Origin of the sequence: Shewanella canadensis (genome assembly GCF_003966225.1) — a bacterium.
GTDB classification, from domain to species: domain Bacteria; phylum Pseudomonadota; class Gammaproteobacteria; order Enterobacterales; family Shewanellaceae; genus Shewanella; species Shewanella canadensis.
Genome location: NZ_RXNU01000009.1, coordinates 1 through 19,208 on the forward strand (window position 1 = coordinate 1; position 19,208 = coordinate 19,208).

Sequence of the window (19,208 nt, forward strand, 5' to 3'; positions counted from 1 at the left end):
TACCAGAGCACTGCGAGTTAAACGAGCTGCATCCCTAAATAAGGAAATCTAGCATGATAGGCTAGACTATATAGTGAACGACAAAGTCGCTTGGCTTTTATTCCGTCAGGCTCCCTCGGTAATCACAGAATCAAGCCAACTCGAAGAGACGGTTAATCAGGTGTAGATGAGGCTGATGACGTTGATAGCATTCCCCACATCTAACTCATATAGATATGGGAAATACTCGGCTTTTGAAGCCTATCTAATGCTTAAGACCTTATTATCCGGCGAGTTATCGCAACTGCTCTCCACGGTTGAGGGCGATAAGCCGGTCGAGAATATGCTCGCCATCCATACGTATGCCGTTATGCTCGTACTCTGATGTGAGCCAGTATTTTAACTTACCCACCTGCTGGGCCGTTTCCAGAGAGTAGTTCATCTCGACGAACATATCTTCGCTATAGATAGCGGCGGCAACGGGCACAGAGTTGTTGGCTAAAGTATCGAGATCATAGAGCCCGGACCAATCCTCCTTGGTCGCTAAAAGATTGGCGGCATGCTTGAGTGGCTTGAGGTTAGTGAACTGTTCGAAAAACCAGGGGTAAACCATCTCTCCGGTAAACAGGAAAGGTTTGTCATCACTGTAATTGAACTCATCATATTGAGCTCTAATGCGCTGAGCCGACCAATTCGATGCCGATTGTTGGCAGTAGATACTCTCGTGAAGCAAGGCGAAAATGGGGTTGGTGTTAAAGTCCAGTAGCTGACAGAATTGAGCCAAAAACAGTGGATTGACCCGAGTACCCGTCTCGGTCTCAATCAGGGCTTGCTCCAGCAGGTAGTAGACCGATTCAGGCCCCTGTTCCATGCCGATATTAATTCCCAGTAACTGTAACATCTCGACCGTGAGTCGTTCGCCGGTGGCAATTCTTACCTCATTGTTACTGATATGCTTCGCCAGTTGGCTCACCAAGGTTTGGGCATCGCTAAAGCGTGTGAAAAAATCTTCGTTCTTGGCTAATACCCGTTTGTACGTCGCCTGATAGACTTCGTCAGAATGGCGTGTTAGTGAGGGGAGTCCGCCAGTAACGTAGGCCTCACTCAGACCCGATGGGGCATCATTTAGGTATTTAAGTACACAGAAGCCGCCGAAACTCTGACCTAAGATACTCCACTTTTTGCCCGGACAGAGTTTTTCACGGATTGCTTCGGCGTCACGAATAATATTGTCGGCCCTGAAATGCGTTAAATATTCGGCCTGATTTTCTGAATTCATATGGGACAGGCTGATATGGTTTAACGGGGTTGAAAGCCCGGTACCTCGCTGATCTAAAAGCAGCACTCTATACTCTTTCAGGGCGCGCTTTATCCAGCCGCCATTGGCTGCAGGACGAATCGCACCGAAGCCGGGTCCCCCCTGAAAGAAGACGATGAAAGGGAGGGCTTTGTGTGAGTTTTCCGGGCTTGAAAGTTCTCTGGCGAATACCTGGATCTGCTTACCATCAGGCTTGGTGTAGTCAAGAGGTAGCGTAAATGTGTGCTTTATGGCGGTTAAGCCTGCTAGGGTGAGATCAGGTTTCATTTAGGCCTTGGTCGTTATCGTTATTGGTTTAATAGATGGGATTGTATACAAAAATGGGCGAAGAACAAATGTGAGTTTTTATGGCTGGGCTTATCTCAGTTCAAACTTTTGTGAAGAGTTATTAGAGAAATTGATGGAGTTGACGTAATCTTTACTTTTGGCCGATGCAAGCTTAATACTTTAGCGAAGCGAAATTGACTCAGTTAGCTAAACGAACCCTTTGGCAGAAGCGCAACCTAAATGATGAATAAGTACAGGCATGAATCAATGAAGTATCAGATTATTCCCGTAACTCCTTACCAGCAAAATTGCAGCCTGATCTGGTGTAATAAGACGATGAAAGCAGCCGTGATCGATCCCGGTGGCGATCTGGAGCGAATCCTGGCCGAAGTTAATAAGCTTGGCGTAACAGTAGAAAAAGTACTACTTACCCATGGTCATATCGATCATGTTGGTGCGGCGAAGCGCTTAGCAGACCACCTTGGTATTACGGTCTTAGGTCCGCACCGGGACGACACCTTCCTACTCGAAACTCTGCCGGATCAAAGCAGTGATTTTGGTTTTCCGGCCTGTGAAGTTCTTATACCCGGTGAGTACCTTGAAGATGGTGCAAGCGTGACTGTAGGTGAGCAGACATTACAGGTCATTCATTGCCCGGGCCACACACCCGGTCACGTAGTTTTCTATTCAGAAGCCGATAAGAGGGCATGGGTTGGAGATGTACTGTTTCATGGCTCGGTTGGCCGAACCGACTTTCCGCGTTCCAGTCATCAGGATCTTATCGATTCGATCACTAAAAAGCTGTGGCCTTTAGGTCGTGAGGTTGAGTTTGTGCCGGGTCATGGTCCAATCTCTACCTTTGGCAATGAAAGGGATCAAAACCCCTTCGTTGCGGATCAGCTTTTTTATTAACCGACTCAGCTGACGCCAATGCTTATATCGATGGGTATTAGAAGAGTGCGTATTTAATTGATATACCAGAGATAAGCCATGACTTGTGTGTTGTGGCTTTTTTTGTTGCTGGACCCGCCTTGAGATAACTCTGCGTTGTTGACTGTTTAAAGTGGCTTATCAATGACTCGTTTAGTTGTTTGTTTGTTGGTATTTTTACTACATTAAATATTTTTCTTTTAAAAATAGCACGTTTTTTAGCCGTAAATTCCAAAAATATGGCCTAGATCCTATTTTTGTTAACGAAAATGGAGTAATTTAACTATAAATAATATTCCAATGTAATGAGGGGTCATACATGGAAAATCGTTGGCAAATTGCCATATCTGCAGGATTACTTGCAGCGGTCTGGTGCGGTGTAGCAGACACATTTCATCTGGTTACCTGGATTGGTTTTTTAGGTTGTAGTACTTATTTTGCACAACCTAAGGCTAATTTTCAGGGGGTGGTAGTCACTTGGTGCACCAATCTATCTGGTGTCTTCTGGGCTTGGTTGATTATCACTGGCAGCGGCTATTTTGATACACCATTAGTGGGGTATCTGTTTACCGGCATTGCAACATCTGCGATGTGCTTACAGGCTAGTTATCAAAAACTCTCTTTTATTCCCGGCGCGTTTATCGGTTGTTGTACAACGTTTGCCATGGGGGCCGATCTGGCGAATATCCTGCCCGCGTTAATTCTTGGTGCATTATTAGGTTACAGCATGACATTGCTAACCTCGCAACTCATCACTATCAAACTGAAATGGCTTGAGTTTAGAGACACAAGCTCAGCTGCCGCAACAAGTTCAGGCACAAGCACTGAATAATTTTGTATTGGTATTATACTTAATACCAATCGGCATAAGAAAGTGATCTACTTAGAGCGTTATCTGGCAGTTTAATTCAAGGTGAATGAGGGAAGGGATGGTGATCCCTTTCAAGCTTATTCAACGCCGAAGACGGCTGCCAGAAAACTCCTGCAAAGCGAGCCTTAGCATTAACTTCTCGCTGAGCGAACACCTCTTTTATGTCGACGATTATAACAACTGAAATATCTAAATAGACTGTTAATGTCTATCTGGGTAACTGCAGAGGCTCTTTGCTCTTATCTTCTCTTAAGATAATCGCGTTGGTAATGAATATGAAACAGATTGAATTTAGAAAAATTGATGCGCTGATGATCAAGCTCAGCCTGAACGGAAAGTTTTTTGTGCTTTGTGCGTTAGTTGCCGTAATTACCACAGGCATAGCATTGGTGAATTTAAATTATGCTAAGCAAAATGCGGCCGACAGTTCGCTCGAAAGAGCACAGGCAATGGTCGATAGTTTTGCGAAAGTCGCCTCGAGTCAAAACCTGAGCGGGAATGATTTGAGAACATTTGCGGATCAGCAGGGCTTGCGCCTCGCCGGTCAGATGAAGACTTCTCGTCAGGGTGAGCAGGTGAGCGTAGCTGCGCCCGTGGGTCGTGATTACCTTCAATTAAATGTAAATGTGAAGAAGTGGGAAAAACAGGCTCTATCTGATGCGAGCATGATGTTGTGGGTTGCTCTGATAGGATTATTACCGCTTTTCCAGCTAAGTTACTGGACATCGACCTCACTCGGTGGCGGTTTATGGGATATGTATATCGCCATAAAACGTCTGGCCGATGGCGATCTATCCCAGCGTCTCAATTTTTTTGGTGTTGATGATTTTAGCATGATCGCCAAAGAGATAGACCGCAGCGCCGATAATATGAGTGAGATGGTAACGGCGATCGGAAAAAACGCGGGTACACTCGCTCAGGCGGCCGATGAGTTTAATCAGCAAGCGAAACAGAGTGATGAATTGATTGGTTTCCAGCATCAGTTCCTCGATACGGTCGCTGTTGCTATGGATCAAATGACAGCCGCCATTGAAGAGGTGTCGCATAATGCGGCCAATACTTCAGATCAAACAAAAGATAACTCCACTCAGGCGGAAATGAGCAAGAAGCAGATCTCTGAGGCCGTAGCCCGTATTTCAACCTTAGTGAATAAGATTGATTCGGCATCAGAATCGGTTTCACAACTGTCTAAAAATGCGTCTGAGATTGGCGCAGTGGTGACAACCATCAATGGGATCTCTGAACAGACTAACTTGCTTGCACTCAATGCGGCGATTGAGGCTGCCAGGGCTGGTGAACAGGGCAGAGGCTTTGCCGTTGTTGCCGATGAGGTAAGAACCTTAGCGGGACGTACTCAGCAAGCCACCGTAGAAATTCAATCTATGATTGAAGGGTTACAAACGGGTTCGTCGACGTTATCGACCGTGACCCATGAAATTGTAGAGCAGGCCGATCAGGGCCGTAATGCGATTGTCTCAGTGGGTGAAGATGTAGACTCTATGGCCAAGTCCACCAATGACGTTTTCGATATGAGCTCTCAGATAGCGGCGTCGGCGGAAGAGCAGAGTGTTTCGGCGAGAGATATTGCTGCGCAGCTCAATGATATTCGAGAACAATCTGAGACGATTAAACAGACGGCTCAACGTTCAGTCGCGTTAGCCTCGGAGCTTAGCCAATCTTCAGTGGAGCTGGAGACTATCTTGGGACAGTACAGGTTAGCTTAATAGGCCTGTTGATTAAGTTAGTTTCAGTTTAGCGTGTACAAACGCCCCTTGTTTCATTCGAACAAGGGGCGTTTTTATTTTGGTTGACAGGTATTCCAAAGCGCATCGGGATTAAAGCGCTGCGGCAACCTCGGTTCCCTGTTTAATGGCACGCTTGGCATCCAGCTCCGATGCGATATCGGCGCCTCCGATTAACGTCACCTTGATATTTTCGGCGATTAAGCTGGAATGAAGCTCCCTGTGTGAGTCCTGCCCGGCGCAGATGATGATATTGTCTACCGCTAAAATTTGGCTTTCACCATCGACCGTGATGTGCAGTCCTTGCTCATCAATTCTGTCGTACTGGGCGCCCTTGATCATCTTGACCCCTTTATTTTTCAATACGGTACGGTGGATCCAGCCTGTACTTTTACCTAAACCATCGCCAACTTTTGTCTTCTTGCGTTGGATCAGGAATATCTCACGCGGGGAAGGCTCACCTTGAGGTGGTATCAGACCGCCCGGTGTAGAAACCGTAAGATCGACCCCCCACTCTTTCATGTATCGATCTTTATTCAGACTCGACGATTGGCCCTGATGGGAGAGGTACTCACCTACATCGAAACCAATGCCGCCCGCACCGATAATTGCGACTCGTTTTCCCACCGATTTTTTATACTTCAATACGTCCAGGTAGGTCATCACTCTGGGGTCATCTATGCCGGGTATATCCAGTTGACGGGGGACGATCCCCGTTGCCAGAATAACTTCATCGAAACCGGTTAGGTTTTCAGGTTCGGCCTTAGTATTGAGCCTAAGCTCGACACCGGTAAGTTCTATCTGCCTTTGAAAATACCTCAGTGTTTCACTGAACTCCTCTTTGCCTGGGACTTGCTTGGCGATATTGAATTGTCCGCCAATTTTATCATCGGCTTCGAAGAGTGTGACGCTATGACCACGTTTTGCGGCTGTGGTTGCCGCTGCGAGTCCGGCTGGACCTGCCCCAACCACGGCGATATTTTTGAGTTCTTTGGCGGGTTTGATTATCAATTTCGTTTCATGACAGGCTTGTGGATTGACCAAGCAGGAGACCAATTTCATCTGAAATATATGATCTAAACAGGCCTGATTACAACCGATACAGGTGTTGATCTCGTCGGCCTTATCCGCTTCGGCTTTAACCATAAAGTCAGGATCGGCCAACATAGGGCGAGCCATAGAGATAATATCGGCATTGCCTTGCGCCAGGATATCTTCGGCGACTTCCGGGGTGTTGATCCTGTTGGTGGTACACAAAGGGATCGTCACCTCCTTCTTCATTCGCTTGGTTATCTCGGCGAAGGCACCGCGGGGGACGCTGGTTGCAATCGTTGGAACCCTGGCTTCATGCCAACCTATGCCTGTGTTAATGATGGTGGCACCGACCGCTTCTATCCCTTTCGCCAGCTCGACGACCTCCTGCCATGTGCTGCCATCTTCGACCAGATCCAGCATCGAGAGACGATAGATGATGATAAATTCCTTACCGACGGCTTCTCGGGTTCGGCGGACAATCTCCAATGCTAAACGAATACGATTCTGATAACTGCCGCCCCAACGATCGGTTCTGTGATTGGTGCGCTTACAGATAAACTGGTTAATGAAGTAACCTTCAGAGCCCATGATCTCGACGCCATCATAACCGGCAATCTGAGAGTTCAGCGCGCAGGTGACAAAATCCTGGATCTGTTTCTCTATTCCTGCTTCATCGAGCTCCTTTGGTACAAATGGATTTATCGGTGCCTGTATCGGTGAGCAGCTGACTAATTGAGGCTGGTAGGCGTAGCGGCCGGTATGCAATATCTGCAGACAGATCACCCCATCCTCATTGTGTACGGCATCGGTGATTAATCTGTGTTTGTTGATATCTTCATCGGTGGCGATCATGGCCGCATTCGGCATGCCACCGCCTTCTACGTTAGGCGCAAACCCTCCCGTGACTATCATGCCAATTCCGCCAGCTGCCCGTCTGGCATAGTAGGCGGCCATGCGTTCGAAACCGCCCGGCGCCTCCTCTAAATTGGTGTGCATCGAGCCCATCAAGCCACGGTTTTTAATTGTTCGAAAGCCTAAGTCTAATGGCGCCATTAAATGGGGGTAGGATTTGCTCATCGTTTGATACCTGATAATTATTGTTTGGTTAAAGATAGAGCGAATGATAGGATTGGCCAATGACCAAGTGTTACAAATTGATGATTGTAATTTGCATGAGGCTGTCCGATGAAGTTAGGTGATATTTCTGTTTCATATATCGAGATTGTGATTAAGGCGATGGAACATCTGGATATTGATGTCGATGACATCTTAGCTAAATACTCCATCAATCAAACTGCTCTCTCTTCACCCGATGCCAGAGTGACCATTCCCAAATTTATGCGTATCGGTCATGACTGCATTACAAAAAGTGGTGCCCCCTGGCTTGGATTGGTGATGGGGGAGGTGACGACGCCGACGAACTTAGGTATTGCAGGTCTGCTGGCACTGTCGGCGCAAAACCTGAAGCAAGCTTGTGAACAAATTAGTACCTATGAGTTGTTGAACAAGTATAACTCCAGAGGGCAATCTCAGTTCTATGTGAGTCACTCTTTCGGTATGGAGCAGGGGAAGAGCCGGGAACTGTATCGCGATTACGGCATCGAAGACGGTCAGGGTATGTTAATGTTTTACTCCATCAGTCCCTATAATGAATACAATCATTTCGTCGTCGACTCGGTACTGTCCGGTTGGTATGGTGTGCTAAAAGCGCTATGTGGTCGAGACGATGCCGTTGCCAAGGTCTGTTTTGAATTCCCGGCCCCGGCTTATGCGGATAAATATGCCGAGTATTTCAATTGCGAAGTCCTGTTCGAACAAGCTGATAATTACCTGGTATTAAACGCTGAGGCCCTGAATTGGCCCTGCTTGAATCGCAGTGGACCGACATTTGAGTTACTAAGACGAGGCGCAGATGAAGATCTTGAGAAGGCTCGGTTAGGCTTAAGTTTTCATGAAAAGGTCAGTCGTGCCATCGGCCCCTTGCTTGACGGAACAACACCAACTTTGGAGCAGGTTTCCGAGCAGCTGAATATGGCCCCATGGACGGTCAGGCGTAAACTGGTCGATGAAGGGGGGAGCTTTCAAAAGACTCTCAATGAGACTCGCCGTGAGCTCTCAATCTCTTATGTGCGTGATACCGCACTCACGCTAGGTGAGATCGCTTACCTGTTGGGCTTTGGCTCACCCACCGCATTTCAGCGTGCATTTAAACGTTGGACCGGAGAAGCGCCTGGAAGATTCAGAATAGGCCATACATCGAAGGATTAAGCTGTCGTTATTCCGTCGATATATGGCCAATATACCCAAGTCTATCGATTAAGCTGACATTTTGACGGGCTCGGTCTCATCTTTTAGTTTTCTGCGTAATATCTTGCCTACCGGAGACATAGGCAGTTCGGCTCTGAACTCATAGATGCGTGGGATCTTATAGGCCGTAAGCTTGTCTTTGCAGAAGGCTTTGATCTCATCGCCGTTGAGGCTGGCGTTATTGTTGGTCACAACATAGAGTTTGACGATTTCGCCACGTTTAGGATCCGGAACCCCTATCGCCGCACAATTGATAACATCAGGGTGGGTGGCCACAACGGCCTCAATCTCATTTGGAAAGACATTAAAGCCGGAGACAATAATCATATCTTTCACGCGGTCGACAATACTGACATAACCGTCATCATCTATGATGGCAATATCTCCGGTGAGTAACCATTCACCATCTTCCGTGAATGACTCTCTCGTTGCCTTGGGGCGATTCCAGTAGCCCTTCATCACCTGAGGCCCCTTGATACATAGCTCACCGCGTTGACCGATAGGGACTTCTTCACCGATGGCATTGATGCATTTAAGTGCCGTTCCTTGCAGGGCCTGACCAACGGTTCCTTGTCGCTCCAGACCATTGATAGGGTTCATACATACCGCAGGAGAACACTCGGTCAAGCCATAGGCCTCTGAGATGCCTACCCCGGTTATCTCTTTCCATCTGTTGGCTGTATCGTCGATCAGTGCCGTTCCGCCCGATAGGGTAAAAATCAACTCACTGAAATCCAGCTCTTTAAAGTTAGGGCTCTCCATTAAGGAGACAAACAGCGTATTGAGCCCCATGAGGCCGGTGATCTTAAATGGCTTCATCGCCTTAATAAAGGTTTCTGTGTCTCTGGGGTTGGCTATCAGTACGCTGTGTTCACCTAACCTGAAAAACGCCATCATGTGTACGGTAAATGAGTAGATATGGTAGAGCGGCAAGGGGGCGACCATGATCGACTGTTTATTATCTTCTATAAGAGGATTACCTTGCTCATCGGTCTGCGCCACTACGGAGCCTGCCTGAAGCATGTTGGCAATGATGTTGGCATTGGTGAGCTCGGCGCTTTTTGCCACCCCAGTGGTACCGCCGGTATATTGCAAGACGATGGTGTCATCTGGATTTGGAAGGTGAGCCGGAGTAAAGCCTTTACCCTTACACTGTTTGAGTGCTTTTCTAAATGAGATGGCTTCAGGCAGATGATATTTAGGTACCATCTTCTTGATATGTTTGACGGTCGAGTTGATTAACACGCGTTTCACGCCAGGGAGCATATCGGCGAGGCTGGCGACCATGACCAGCTCCAGACTCGTCTGCGCCTGAATATTTTCCACCGATTTAGCAAAAATATCCATACAGAGCAGGGCTTTTGCCTCCGAGTCGTTAAACTGGTGGATCATCTCTCGCTCGGTATATAGGGGATTAGTATTGACGATTCTGAGGCCAGCTCTGAGCGCACCGTATACGGCAATAGGGTATTGCAAGGTGTTAAGCATCTGAATGGCGATGGCATCCCCCGGGATCAGTGAGGTATGGTTTTGCAGGTAATGAGCAAACGCGGCGCTGTATGCGTCAATATCTTGAAAGCTTAATGTATGACCTAAGCTGGTAAATGCCGGCCTGTCAGCATATTTAACAAATGCTTCCTCGATGGCCTGAACTGCCGAGCTGTATTCATTGAAATTAATTTCATCTTCAATTCCTGAAGCGCGTTTACCATCCCAAAAAGATGCTTCCATATTTCCCTCTCAGCTCGTCATCAGCATTTTATTCTTGACTCAACGAACACGCTTGCTTGTGATGCCCGTCTCGAAATCTATTTTTATATGACGACTATCACTTAAATGTGAAGTAATGAGAAGTGACCTAAGATGACAAATGAATACCCCAAACAAACGCTCGTTTGAATCGATTGTCTGAATTCGTTGATTCTTGTTTGTCAGATAACAGAATGGATGGTCAAATTTTTAGAATAGATTATTCTTTTTAAGGCTTTTCTTTCAAGGTGTTAGTTTTGCTGACTTGTATTGGGTAGGAGGTATTGAGGGCTTGAACGTCAAGGCCTATAGCAACCGATAAAAGTTACTATAGACCCCGTCACAGTCTTATCTGAGAAGAAAACTGTTACTTAAACGTGCTCCAGATAGGTGCATGATCGGAAGGCTTATCTATGCCTCTTAGCTCGTAATCTACATCGGATTCGACCAGACGTTCGGCTAATGATTTTGACGCCAACACGACGTCGATGCGTAGTCCACGATTATCAACGAAGCCTTTGCTGCGGTAATCGAACCAGGAGTAGCGGTCGCTGCGCTCGGGGTGAAGCTCACGGAAGGTATCTACCAGGCCCCAGTCCATCAATGTCTTCAGCCATTCCCGCTCTTCGGGTTGGAAACTGCATTTGCCGGTTTTAAGCCAGCGTTTGGCATTGGGGGCGCCGATGCCAATATCGAGATCCACCGGTGAGATGTTGATGTCACCTATGATAGCGATATCTTCATCCGGGGTGTGGTGATCGTTAAGATACACCATCAGGTCTTTATAGAACTTGCGCTTAGCCGGGTACTTGGTCTCATGGCTGATATTATCACCTTGAGGGAAGTAGCCATTTAATATCGTCAGCGGTCGACCATTTTCTTGGGTGAATGTGCCCATGATCATGCGGCGTTGCGCCTCGTCATCATCGGTCGGAAACCCTTTTTGTACTTTTACAGGCTCAAGCTTAGATAACATGGCGACACCGTAATGGGCCTTGCCACCATGATAGTGCACCTTGTACCCCATGGCCTCGACGTCTGCCACAGGGAATACATCGTCATGGGCCTTCGTTTCCTGTAAGCCAATCACATCTGGCTGGTGGATATCAATCAACGCCTGCAGTTGATGTAATCTGGCGCGAATACCATTGATATTAAAAGAGATGATTTTCATCTATCAAAGTTCCTGATATGTGTGCCTAAGCTAGCCTTATGGCAGAACACGCTTAAATGGTTTAACGATAACTTTCTCATACACGCCAGCCGCAATATAGGGGTCCACATCGGCCCAGGCTTGAGCATCTTCGAGTGATGCAAAATCGGCAACGACTAAAGAGCCGGTAAAGCCTGCTTCACCTGGGTTTTCACTGTCGACAGCAGGATGAGGCCCGGCCACTAAAAGACGTCCTTCATCGGCAAGCAGTTGCAAACGAGCCAAATGCTCAGATCGCACGCTTAGGCGCTTTTCTAAACTGTTCTCAACATCTTGAGAGGAGATCATATACCACATGGTTATCGTTCCTTTTATCTGTTCTTGTGCGAAATTAATGATGTTTAGGGGGGGCTTACCCTTACTTATTATTTAACTCTTTCTTATGTTCTTCAGGCATATTTTTATAGAGATAAATTACGGTAATGACCGTATTTACTAAGGTGAGGGCCGTTAAGCCAAAGACTTTGAAGTTGACCCAAACCTCTTGCGGCAGGCTAAATGCCACATAGATATTGACCAGAGCACAAGTAATAAAGAAAGAAACCCAGTACCAGGTGACATGAGCCCAAATTCTGTCTTCAACAATCAACTCTTTGCCCAGCATACTCTTGAGGATTGGCTTGTTGATAAATTGACTGACGGCAAGGGCGATAGCGAATAGGGCATAGACGACGGTGACTTTCCATTTGATAAATGCATCGTCATGAAAGACCAGGGTGAGGGTACCGAAAACCGTCACCATAACGAAGGTGATAAGGTGCATCTTCTCTATTTTTTTGTAAAGCAGGTAGGTCACTATCAACTGTAGGGCAGTGGCGGCAATTAATGCGCCGCTGGCAGCATAGATATCGAATAACTTATAGACGGCAAAGAAAATCACTAACGGCAGAAAATCGAGCAGTTGTTTCATAGTAGTTTTATTAAATTAAGTATTCAAAAAGTGAGGCTGAGTGTAACACGCAAGCCTGGTTTGATAAACGTCATTACTCAGTTAGCAATGCGGCCTTGTGGATCGGGAATGAAACACTGAAGTGGCTGAGTTGATGCCGTTGGTATTAGCCCTGAGATGCCACCAGAGTTTGCCAGCTCTTGGGGAGGGGTTTTATCCAGGTATCGACTTGGCATCTGTCTGTCATTAGCCTTTTCGCCTGTTTAGCCTGGCTTAAGGTCAGGTGTTGTGAGGTGAGGTAATAGGTTTCATTGTGATGTCTAATTAGTAAGTTAATGTTTTCACAGCGAAACCGGGTTAAGTCATCTGGCCTGGTTCGTCCAGCGTAGATCTGCAGTACGTACCAGCTCTGTTTATCCCGGACCAGAGTCTTGGTCGATTGAATGCCTTCGACGTTCGATAAGGCTGTAGCATCAGCCTCAATTTCAGACGATAGATGGTTAAGAGCGTGCTCAGTTTCAGGTTCGGTGACCTGTGTTTTATCCTGTTCGGTGAGCTTGTATCTGGCATCATTATCGACCTCGATAGCACTTTGTTGCTCATCGGGCTGTATTGAAGGTGTGTGGGAGTTATGCGCTTCTGTCACATCTTGTCGTTCGAGCCCTGAGCTATCTTCAACAGCTAATGATAATTGTTCAGGGGGGGGGGCTCTCTCCATCACTTTGGTTTCTGTCATGACCTTTTTTTCGACTCGGTCAGTTGGTTTGTTCTGATAACTATGGGTTAATGTCAGTATGAGCGTCATTAACACCACTATGGTCACGGCCGCCATTGCAGTAAGTGTCACGAACAGGGAGCGGTCATTGCGTGGCTTTATTTTTATCTCAGGGGTTTGACTGACGGCAGTAGAGATAATGCTTGAATCGATGACGCCTTTCGATTGAGCATGGCCAATTATCAAGGCTTGCTCACAGAGGCGGTTAATCATAGAGGGCTGCCCTCCACTGTATCTATGTACTGCCTTTAAGGCGGCGGGAGCAAACAGTGGATCGTGATGGCCTGCCACCCTTAGGTGATGTTGTATATACGCACTGGTTTCTGATTGGGAAAGCGAAGGGATATGGTACCTTGCCGTGATTCTTTGCGAGACTTGTCTAAGCTCATCTTGCCTCAACATCTGGATTAACTCGGGTCTGCCAACCAAAATTAACTGGAGTAACTTTTTTGTGTCAGTCTCTAAGTTTGTCAGTAGTCTGAGTTGTTCCAGTACTGCGGTGCTCAGGTGTTGTGCTTCGTCTATGATAACTAAGGTGCTATGGCCCATAGCATCGTTATTGAGTAAGAATTGACAGATAAGATCGGTAAAACACTTTAGGCTGGGGGTTCCTTTATAGGGAATATTGAGTTCATTGCATATCCTTGCTAACAGCTCATGTTCTGTTACCGAAGGATTTGTTATCAAGGCCGTGTCGTGGGTCGTCGACACCTGTTTGAGAAACGCTTTGACCACGCTTGTTTTACCCGCCCCCTCTTCACCGGTTAACAGGACGAATCCGCCGGTTTCATTTAAACCGTAATTCAGGCAAATGAGGGCCTCTCTGTGATGCTCACTGAGAAACAGATTATCCGAAGAAACTTCGTTCGAAAATGGGTTTTCATTGAGTCGGTAAAACGCTTGAAACATAAGAGTCCTCAACGTCTCTTGAAAATGTAAAGAGTCCTCAACGTTCTCTTGAAAATCTAAAGAGTCTTCAACGTCAGTTATGAATTTAGAACCTTCAACGTCTGCTGTAAATCATCTTCCACATCTTTCATAAATTGAAAGGGTTATCAAGGTCTTTTGAGACGTTAAAAGCATAAGTGGCATTTTGAACTTTAGCAAGTGAACGGCAGAGGATGAGAAAGGTTAAAGCCTTGAATTGAATTCTATTCAATTCGTATAAAATAAAAGGCCTGATAGCGGTAAAGCTATCAGGCCTATACAAACACAGTGACTCTCTTCGGGAATTACTCTGATTCAGCCTTGGTTATCAGCTCCAATCTGGCCTCATGATCAAGCTTGTAGGCGGGCATCTCTTTGCCATTATTTCTCAGGTAGTGATCCATCCAGCGCATCAGGCGCAGGTTGTAATCATACTGTGCGGCGACTTTCTTGTTACCGTGACCTTCACCCGGGTAATAGACCAGGCGTACATCTTTCCCCTGAACTTTCATGTAGCGGTATAGCTCCATAGATTGAGCCGGATGAACGCGAGGATCATCTTTACCATGCATGATCAGTAGTGGTGTTTGTGATTGACCCGCCCAGTAGATAGGGCTGCGCTCGAGATACCATTGCCACTTGTCCCAAGGGTATGAGCGGGCGTGTACTAAGTGCATCTCGTTAGAGATATCTGTAGTACCAAACTTTGACAGCTGGTTGGTCACGCCAACAAACATTACGCTTGCGGCGAAATGTTTGGTCAGTTTTGTTGCTGCCCATGCCGAAGCATAACCGCCGTAAGAGCCGCCTGTAATACCGACTTTCTTACTGTCTACTAACCCCATGTCGACTAAGTGATCTTTAAAGTCCACTAAGTCATCGAACTCTTTACCCGCATAGTCGTTCTGTCCAAGTTTAGAGTAGTCGACCCCTTTACCCGTACTGCCACGATAGTTAGGGTAGAAGACGGCATAACCTTGAGCCGCTGCCATCTGACCCGGACGTGAGTAGTTGGTGACCCAGCCATCTTTGTCATGGCTCTCGGGACCGCCGTGTACCGACATGATGAGCGGATAGCGTTGGCCTTCCTTGTGATCTAACGGGTAGATCAACACACCACCGATGTTCACGCCATCACGAGCCTTGAACTCAATGCTCTCTTGTTTGGCGAAGCGCTTATCGTCTAGCCAGCTGTTTGAGTGAGTCAGGCGTGTCTGCTTATGTTTGCTGCCACGGAGCATAAACACTTCGTTCGGATGTTCAGCTGTATTGCCTTTTAAAGCTACTGTTGCATCTGAATTTGAGATACTCAGTTTGCCGGCGATAAACTTACCGCCCTTAACCACCTCTTTGTACTTAGTCTTACCGGGCTTGATGGTGGCGACTACCGACTGAGTATCCACATTGGCGACCAAATATAGGGTGTTTTCATCGTTAGCCCACTCAAAATCGGCTACGTGGCCTTTGAAGTCAGGCAACCAATCGGTCACTTCACCGCTTTTAACATTCCCCAGGAACAGACGTCCGGTTGCCGGGTCATGCTTATCTTCGGCGCCATGGATGGCGATATATTTACCGTCATGGGAAAACTCGGCTGCACCTAACTTCCCTTCGGTAATAAAGGTCGTCATGATTTTTTGAGTGGAGATATCGACTATCTGCCACTTCGACTTCATGTATTTATCATCGATCAGAGCCGTTGGTTGAGTCTTGATTAACAGCGTCTCTCCCTCAGGAGACCAATGCATATCCGAGACATAATCCTCTATCTCCCACGCTATTGGCTTTAGTGGCTTGTCGGCAACGGCGAGGTCGATAACAAATAGCTGCTTGTTCTTTAAGTTCTCTTCGTAGATCTCAGCCTTAAAACCCAGCTCCTTAAGTTTCTTCTCTGATTTATCTTTGGCTGGCATGGCCAATAACGCGATCTGCTTATTATCTTCACTTAATGAGAAGTGTCCGATATCGGTACCATCGAGAGCCATGGTTTTGTGAGCCTGACCACCATCGAATGGGATCTGATATAGGGTGACGAATTCATCATCTCCCATCTTGGCAAGAAAATAGATCAAAGTGCCGTCGTTTGACCACTGGATCTGCTTGATATTCACTTCGCCCGTGATGTAAGGACGCTCAACGCCTTTATCGTCGACAATGTATAGCTCGCCCCAATTCAAGCCATCTTTGTCCTGATATAGTTTTCTCGGCACCGAACGGGTAAATGCTACGCTGTCACCGTCAGGGCTGACCTGTACCTGAGTCACCTGTTGCAGTGTTGCCAACTCTTCCGCCGTGATGGCTTCGTTTGCTGAAGCCGAAAAGCTCAGCAGACCGATTGCTATCGCTAAAGAATGTTTGGCATGTTTTATCTTTTTGTTCATGTAAATAATGACTCCGGTTATCGTTATTATTAATGTGGTCATCTTGATCTGGTCGGGCATTATAGTTTTAATCAATACAAAACGAAAACAAATCTCATACAAAGAGAGCGAGTTTCGTTAATGAAACTATTTGCGATGGATAAGCGAGGGAAGTACTAATGTATGGAACCCATAATCGTGTCCCGGAAGATTCAGGCGTGATAGCCCTGTCGGTTATCCGGCAGGGCTTGGGATGAGATTAGAACAGGTAGCGATATTGAATCTGCAGTGTACGTGGCGCGCCCATCGTTGCGACGGGGTATTCCGCGCGGTGTCCGTGCTTGAAGATACTCTGAGTCACTTCGCTATCGAAAAGATTATCGATGGTGAATGAGACCTGTTGATTAAGATCTGATGTGAACCAGTATTGTGCCCCCAGACTCGCGATAACATAGTCGCCTGCGGTTAGCCCGTAATCCAGAGATTTACCCACATACTTTCCGCTGAGCCAGAAGTTGAGTTCATCGCTTGTTTGATAATTGAGCATGCTAAATCCGGTGAACTCCGGCACTCGTGAGATCTGTTGACCAGTATCCTGGCGCTCTGCATTGGCATAACCCGCGCTGAACTCAAATTCAAGCGTATTAGTTAAACTGGTGACCAGGTGAAAATCTGCGCCGTAGCTGGTGACATTACCGGCCACATTATTGTATTGCCAAACCGCATTACCCAGATCGGTTGCTTCAATCAGGTTATCGATATTTCGCCAAAAAGCATCGAAAGTGACATGGGTTTCTCCCTGAAAAGTGATGCCGAGGTTAATGTTTTTACTCGTTTCAGATTCAAGATCTGGATTACCTAAGGTGCCGACTTGAGATTGTGACTCTTCAGCCGTGGGTTGACGGTATCCATTAGCGATAGACCCCCTAAGCTCCCATTGTTGGTTCAGTACGTGGGTAATGCCTAATGATCCAACCCAGTGTTTGTCGCTGTCTGAAATACGGTTGAACCTGACACCCAGTGAGATAGCCGTATCGGGCAGCGCATCAAATTTGGGCTGATATTGTAAAAATGCAGCGTAGTTGTCATCTTTTTCAGCGACAAATTCCATCACTTCATCGGCGCCATCATACTGCTGAAACTCAACACCTGTGAGTAGCTGAGAGCCTGTATCGGTAAGATAATTTGCCGATATTGTTGCACCCATGTCGGTAAACCCCCAGTAGGCGTTCCAGTAAGCAACTTCTGTGTTGCCTTGTTTGTCTTTCGTTATCTCACTGTAATGTGAGTCCCACTTTTGATAATGAACCTTGGTTTGTAGCAGTAGTTGCTCACTGGCTTGGTATTGCCAATCGAGGTAGGAGAGCTGCTGCTCTCTGTCGTTTTCGCTTAGGATTGCATTGTAAGCGAGCGGACGCTCAAGCTTTCCCTTGTTAAGTTGGGTAAATATGCTGATACTATTATTTTCGTTGGGCTGCCAGCGAAGTTTTCCGCTGAAGTTATTCATCTGATAGCCACGCTCTTTATCTAACGCGGCTGTCGGTGAGTACTCTTCATCGGCCCAGAGTTGATATCCTTCAGATTGACTGGTACTCGCGCTGATGGTGTATTGAAAGTCGCCTACTTCAGCATTGACGAAGCCGCCGGCATCATAGCTTGGCAATGAATCTGCAGATAAAGAGATCTCTCCCTGATCATGGCCTTGGTATTGTTTGGTAATAATGTTGATCACCCCGGCGATGGCATCGGATCCGTAGATGGCACCTTGTCCCCCTTTGATAACTTCGATGCGCTCGATCATCATAGGATTTATGGTGTCTGTATAGGTTGAACCATAGAGACGATTGTTTAGCCTGTTACCATCAATCAGCCAGAGAATATCTTTCGGACGACTGCCCTGCAGAGAGTAATCAGTATCGGTGTGACGACCAGCCCGTCCATTGGCAAAAAGACCCGGTACAAATTGAGTTAAAATTTTATTAATGTCGACACTACCGGCTTGAACAATCATATCCTGGTTTATAATTGTAACGTCACTACCAAGAGCGACATTGTTATAAGTCCCTTCCGTTTGATATTTAATTCCATGAACCGATATTCTCTCAATATCATCATCGGCAAGTGCATAGTTAGATAATAGGAATATAACCAAGGCATAGCTGTGTTTTAGTTTGAACATTAGAGTGATCCTTTTTTATTTATTGGTATCAAGCCTTTTTGTTTATTCGTGTCAGTTCTTATTCGTTATGAACTTTGTTTATTTTTGCGGATTATAAATAATTAATGGGTGAGGGGATTGCGCTAGATCATTATTGTGACGTTTGATATGAAAAAAACATAAAAGTATTACTGGGAAGGTTGGTGATATAAAAAAGGCGATACTTAATAAATAAGTATCGCCTGTTCACCTTTTTTCAGATTACATAAATTTGCTTATACGATTCCAGCTCGGCTTAGGCGCGCGACTTTAACTCCCTTAAGTGCGGAAATTTGGTTAACCAGTAAGTTGACCTCAGATGCCTGTCCCTTGATGATTATGGTCTCTAAACAGTTATGGTGGTCAACATGTACATGAGTGCTGCAAAGCACATGCACCAGATGGTTATGCTGGATCTCGATGAGTTTCTCTGACAGTCCGCGCTGATGGTGATCGAACACTAAGGTGAGCACACCTACCACATCCTCCTTGCTGATATTCCACTGTTTATCGACAATACGGTCCCTGAAAAGATCACGTATATACTCGGAGCGAGACTGATAACCACGCTCTTGTTGATCGAGCTCAATCTCTTTAAACAATGATTCTGGCAGGGATACGGTAAAGCGAATAGTTTCGTCGGACATGA

General features: G+C 46.5%; 14 protein-coding genes. 4 read left to right on the forward strand and 10 right to left on the reverse strand.

The features are described from left to right. Positions 1 to 274: 274 nt before the first annotated feature. Positions 275 to 1,564, reverse strand: coding sequence for an alpha/beta fold hydrolase (locus EKG38_RS16095; RefSeq protein WP_126521255.1), 1,290 nt, complete (start codon positions 1,562 to 1,564; stop codon positions 275 to 277). Between the two features lie 267 nt (positions 1,565 to 1,831). On the opposite strand from EKG38_RS16095, the gene EKG38_RS16100 reads away from it, so the two are divergent. The 3 genes from EKG38_RS16100 (at position 1,832) to EKG38_RS16110 (ending at position 5,089) form a co-directional block, all read left to right on the forward strand. Continuing rightward, entirely contained in the window at positions 1,832 to 2,476 is a 645-nt protein-coding gene (locus EKG38_RS16100) for an MBL fold metallo-hydrolase (RefSeq protein WP_041421602.1), read from the forward strand. A 337-nt stretch (positions 2,477 to 2,813) separates the two neighbouring features. Then, a complete protein-coding gene (locus tag EKG38_RS16105; RefSeq protein ID WP_126521256.1) occupies positions 2,814 to 3,326 on the forward strand; it encodes a DUF1097 domain-containing protein in 513 nt (170 codons plus the stop codon). Positions 3,327 to 3,640: 314 nt separating this feature from the next. After that, entirely contained in the window at positions 3,641 to 5,089 is a 1,449-nt protein-coding gene (locus EKG38_RS16110; RefSeq protein ID WP_126521257.1) for a methyl-accepting chemotaxis protein, read from the forward strand. Positions 5,090 to 5,200: 111 nt separating this feature from the next. Here EKG38_RS16110 and EKG38_RS16115 read toward each other — a convergent pair whose 3' ends face one another. Next, a complete protein-coding gene (locus tag EKG38_RS16115) occupies positions 5,201 to 7,219 on the reverse strand; it encodes an NADPH-dependent 2,4-dienoyl-CoA reductase (RefSeq protein ID WP_126521258.1) in 2,019 nt (672 codons plus the stop codon). 108 nt (positions 7,220 to 7,327) lie between these two features. Here EKG38_RS16115 and EKG38_RS16120 point away from each other — a divergent pair, with 108 nt between their 5' ends. Beyond that, the gene (locus EKG38_RS16120) at positions 7,328 to 8,410 is read left to right on the forward strand and encodes an AraC family transcriptional regulator (RefSeq protein ID WP_126521259.1); all 1,083 of its coding nucleotides are present in this window, start codon (positions 7,328 to 7,330) and stop codon (positions 8,408 to 8,410) included. 48 nt (positions 8,411 to 8,458) lie between these two features. Here the strand turns inward: EKG38_RS16120 and EKG38_RS16125 are convergent, their stop codons facing one another. From EKG38_RS16125 to nikR, 8 genes are all read right to left on the reverse strand, one after another. After that, positions 8,459 to 10,180 (reverse strand): AMP-binding protein, encoded by a 1,722-nt coding sequence (locus EKG38_RS16125; protein ID WP_126521260.1) that lies wholly within the window; start codon positions 10,178 to 10,180, stop codon positions 8,459 to 8,461. Between the two features lie 385 nt (positions 10,181 to 10,565). Next, positions 10,566 to 11,372 carry an exodeoxyribonuclease III gene (xthA, locus tag EKG38_RS16130; protein WP_126521261.1) on the reverse strand — a complete coding sequence of 269 codons (807 nt, stop codon included), beginning with the start codon at positions 11,370 to 11,372 and terminating at the stop codon, positions 10,566 to 10,568. A 36-nt stretch (positions 11,373 to 11,408) separates the two neighbouring features. Further along, positions 11,409 to 11,708 (reverse strand): YciI family protein, encoded by a 300-nt coding sequence (locus EKG38_RS16135; RefSeq protein WP_126521262.1) that lies wholly within the window; start codon positions 11,706 to 11,708, stop codon positions 11,409 to 11,411. Between the two features lie 61 nt (positions 11,709 to 11,769). After that, positions 11,770 to 12,321 carry a septation protein A gene (locus EKG38_RS16140; protein ID WP_126521263.1) on the reverse strand — a complete coding sequence of 184 codons (552 nt, stop codon included), beginning with the start codon at positions 12,319 to 12,321 and terminating at the stop codon, positions 11,770 to 11,772. A gap of 145 nt (positions 12,322 to 12,466) precedes the next feature. Then, on the reverse strand, positions 12,467 to 13,984 hold the full coding sequence (locus EKG38_RS16145) for an ExeA family protein (RefSeq protein WP_126521264.1): 1,518 nt from the start codon (positions 13,982 to 13,984) through the stop codon (positions 12,467 to 12,469). 323 nt (positions 13,985 to 14,307) lie between these two features. Next, positions 14,308 to 16,383, reverse strand: a complete 2,076-nt coding sequence (locus EKG38_RS16150; RefSeq protein WP_126521265.1) for an alpha/beta hydrolase family protein — start codon at positions 16,381 to 16,383, stop codon at positions 14,308 to 14,310. 238 nt (positions 16,384 to 16,621) lie between these two features. Further along, a complete protein-coding gene (locus EKG38_RS16155) occupies positions 16,622 to 18,541 on the reverse strand; it encodes a TonB-dependent receptor plug domain-containing protein (RefSeq protein WP_126521266.1) in 1,920 nt (639 codons plus the stop codon). Positions 18,542 to 18,795: 254 nt separating this feature from the next. Then, positions 18,796 to 19,206, reverse strand: a complete 411-nt coding sequence (gene nikR / locus EKG38_RS16160; RefSeq protein WP_126503240.1) for a nickel-responsive transcriptional regulator NikR — start codon at positions 19,204 to 19,206, stop codon at positions 18,796 to 18,798. Positions 19,207 to 19,208: the final 2 nt, after the last annotated feature.

Coding starts and splice junctions, on each gene's coding strand:
- xthA (WP_126521261.1), bottom strand. CDS start 11,372: ATGAAAATCATCTCTTTTAATATCAATGGTATTCGCGCCAGATTACAT.
- EKG38_RS16105 (WP_126521256.1), top strand. CDS start 2,814: ATGGAAAATCGTTGGCAAATTGCCATATCTGCAGGATTACTTGCAGCG.
- EKG38_RS16135 (WP_126521262.1), bottom strand. CDS start 11,708: ATGTGGTATATGATCTCCTCTCAAGATGTTGAGAACAGTTTAGAAAAG.
- EKG38_RS16115 (WP_126521258.1), bottom strand. CDS start 7,219: ATGAGCAAATCCTACCCCCATTTAATGGCGCCATTAGACTTAGGCTTT.
- EKG38_RS16150 (WP_126521265.1), bottom strand. CDS start 16,383: ATGAACAAAAAGATAAAACATGCCAAACATTCTTTAGCGATAGCAATC.
- EKG38_RS16095 (WP_126521255.1), bottom strand. CDS start 1,564: ATGAAACCTGATCTCACCCTAGCAGGCTTAACCGCCATAAAGCACACA.
- EKG38_RS16155 (WP_126521266.1), bottom strand. CDS start 18,541: ATGTTCAAACTAAAACACAGCTATGCCTTGGTTATATTCCTATTATCT.
- EKG38_RS16140 (WP_126521263.1), bottom strand. CDS start 12,321: ATGAAACAACTGCTCGATTTTCTGCCGTTAGTGATTTTCTTTGCCGTC.
- nikR (WP_126503240.1), bottom strand. CDS start 19,206: ATGTCCGACGAAACTATTCGCTTTACCGTATCCCTGCCAGAATCATTG.
- EKG38_RS16110 (WP_126521257.1), top strand. CDS start 3,641: ATGAAACAGATTGAATTTAGAAAAATTGATGCGCTGATGATCAAGCTC.
- EKG38_RS16120 (WP_126521259.1), top strand. CDS start 7,328: ATGAAGTTAGGTGATATTTCTGTTTCATATATCGAGATTGTGATTAAG.
- EKG38_RS16145 (WP_126521264.1), bottom strand. CDS start 13,984: ATGTTTCAAGCGTTTTACCGACTCAATGAAAACCCATTTTCGAACGAA.
- EKG38_RS16100 (WP_041421602.1), top strand. CDS start 1,832: ATGAAGTATCAGATTATTCCCGTAACTCCTTACCAGCAAAATTGCAGC.
- EKG38_RS16125 (WP_126521260.1), bottom strand. CDS start 10,180: ATGGAAGCATCTTTTTGGGATGGTAAACGCGCTTCAGGAATTGAAGAT.